Below are 2,462 nucleotides of genomic sequence, written 5' to 3'. Positions count from 1 at the left end.
TCGAAGACCAAAGCAGCGACCGGGTCGGTCTGCGTATCGTCATCGAACTCAAACGCGATGCCGTGGCCAAGGTGGTGCTGAACAACCTCTACAAGCACACCCAGCTGCAGACCAGTTTCGGCGCAAACATGCTGGCCATCGTCGACGGGGTGCCGCGCACCCTGCGGCTGGACCAGCTGATCCGGCACTACGTCGACCACCAGCTCGACGTCATCGTGCGACGCACCACGTATCGGCTGCGCAAGGCCAACGAACGGGCCCATATTCTGCGCGGGCTGGTCAAGGCGCTCGACGCGCTCGACGAGGTGATCGCGTTGATCCGCGCGTCGGAGACGGTGGACGTCGCGCGGGCCGGTCTGATCGAGCTGCTCGATATCGACGACATCCAGGCGCAGGCGATCCTGGATATGCAGTTGCGCCGCCTGGCGGCACTGGAGCGTCAACGCATCATCGATGACCTCGCCAAGATTGAAGCCGAAATCGCTGACCTGGAAGACATTTTGGCCAAGCCGGAGCGGCAGCGCGGGATCGTGCGGGACGAACTCGGCGAGATCGTCGAGAAGTACGGCGACGACCGTCGCACCCGGATCATCGCCGCCGACGGCGACGTCAACGACGAGGATCTGATCGCCCGCGAAGACGTCGTCGTCACGATCACCGAAACCGGCTACGCCAAGCGCACCAAAACCGACCTGTACCGCAGCCAGAAGCGCGGCGGGAAGGGGGTGCAAGGTGCCGGGCTGAAGCAGGACGACATCGTGCGGCACTTTTTCGTGTGCTCGACCCACGACTGGATCCTGTTCTTCACCAGCCAGGGCCGGGTGTACCGGGCCAAGGCGTATGACCTACCGGAAGCCTCGCGGACGGCGCGTGGACAACATGTCGCCAACCTGCTGGCCTTCCAACCCGAGGAGCGGATCGCTCAGGTGATCCAGATCCGCGGCTATGAGGACGCGCCGTACCTGGTGCTGGCCACCCGCAACGGGCTGGTCAAAAAGACGGCACTCACCGACTTCGACTCAAACCGGTCGGGCGGGATCGTCGCGATCAACCTGCGCGACGGCGACGAACTGGTCGGGGCGGTGCTGTGCTCGGCCGAGGACGACCTGCTGCTGGTGTCAGCCAACGGCCAGTCGATCCGGTTCTCCGCGACCGACGAGGCGCTGCGGCCGATGGGCCGAGCAACCTCGGGTGTGCAGGGCATGCGGTTCAACGCCGACGACTATCTGCTGTCGCTGAACGTGGTCCGGGAAGGCACATTCCTGCTGGTCGCGACCTCCGGCGGTTATGCCAAGCGCACGGCGATCGAGGAGTACACCACGCAGGGCCGCGGCGGAAAAGGCATCTTGACGATCCAATACGACACCCGTCGTGGCAAGCTGGTAGGCGCCCTGATCGTTGACGACGACAGCGAGGTGTACGCGATCACCTCCGGGGGCGGGGTGATCCGGACGGCGGCAAGGCAGGTCCGGAAGGCCGGACGCCAGACAAAAGGTGTTCGGTTGATGAACTTGGGCGAGGGCGACACACTATTAGCGATCGCACGTAACGCCGAAGAAGCTGAAGCATCCGTCGTCGCCGACGACGATCCGGGTGCCTAGCGCGGTGACGATGCGCGTCGTGCAGCGGCGCGAGGAGGAACCGGGCAATTAGACTCGTTCGACGTGTGAGCGATCGCCGACCGCCTCGGCGGTCGGCTGCACAGTTAGGAGCCGTGGGGTGACTTCACCGAACGAGCCGGGATATCCCGGACCGGGCGACAGCCCGAACGGGAATGGCTGGATCGACCGGGGAGGTGCACCGGTGTCGCCGCATGGGTCTGGCGGCGAGGGTGGCGGAGCTCGGTCTTCGCAAGCACAACGACGTCCGGCATCGGATACACCGAAACCGCGTGAACCGCGGCCGACGGGCCGTACCTCCGGTGCGCCTAATGCGGAGGCCCGGTTGAGCCGCTTCATCTCGGGCACCGCTGCGCCCGGTGCCGCGAAGACGCCGCCGTCCGACGTCGACGCGATAGCAGAACCGGCGCGCGGCGAAACGCGGCCCACCGAGTCCTACGCCAGCGAACTACCTGATCTGTCCGGTCCGATCCCCCGCGCCGGGCAGCGCAAACCAACCGCCGACCCAACACCGGGCACGTCGACGACGCCGGTGCGGACGGAACGCCGCATCCAGGTGTCCGCGCGACCCCAAGGCCCGGTGCGCGCCAGCATGCAGATCCGCCGAATCGATCCCTGGAGCGCGCTGAAGGTGTCGTTGGTGCTCTCGGTGGCGTTGTTCTTCGTCTGGATGATCGCCGTGGCGTTCCTGTATCTGGTGCTCGGCGGCATGGGCGTCTGGAGCAAGCTCAACAGCAATGTCGGGGATCTGCTGAACAACACCAGCGGCAGCAGCGCCGAGCTGGTGTCCAGCGGCACCATCTTCGGCGGCGCCGTGCTGATCGGCTTGGTGAACATCGTGCT

The 2,462-nt window shown here is 65.8% G+C and carries 2 protein-coding genes; both read left to right on the top strand.

The window, feature by feature from the left end; translation table 11 throughout:
- Positions 1-1,601: DNA gyrase C-terminal beta-propeller domain-containing protein (locus VEI45_RS10635; protein ID WP_324852891.1), on the top strand; the 1,601-nt coding region annotated here is incomplete at its 5' end.
- A 118-nt stretch (positions 1,602-1,719) separates the two neighbouring features.
- The coding region (locus VEI45_RS10630; protein ID WP_324852889.1) for a DUF3566 domain-containing protein at positions 1,720-2,462 on the top strand (743 nt) is incomplete at its 3' end.

The organism is Mycobacterium sp. (assembly GCF_035623875.1).
GTDB lineage: Bacteria > Actinomycetota > Actinomycetes > Mycobacteriales > Mycobacteriaceae > Mycobacterium.
The sequence above is the reverse complement of the archived record's forward strand: the minus strand, read 5'-3'. Positions and strand labels throughout refer to the sequence as shown.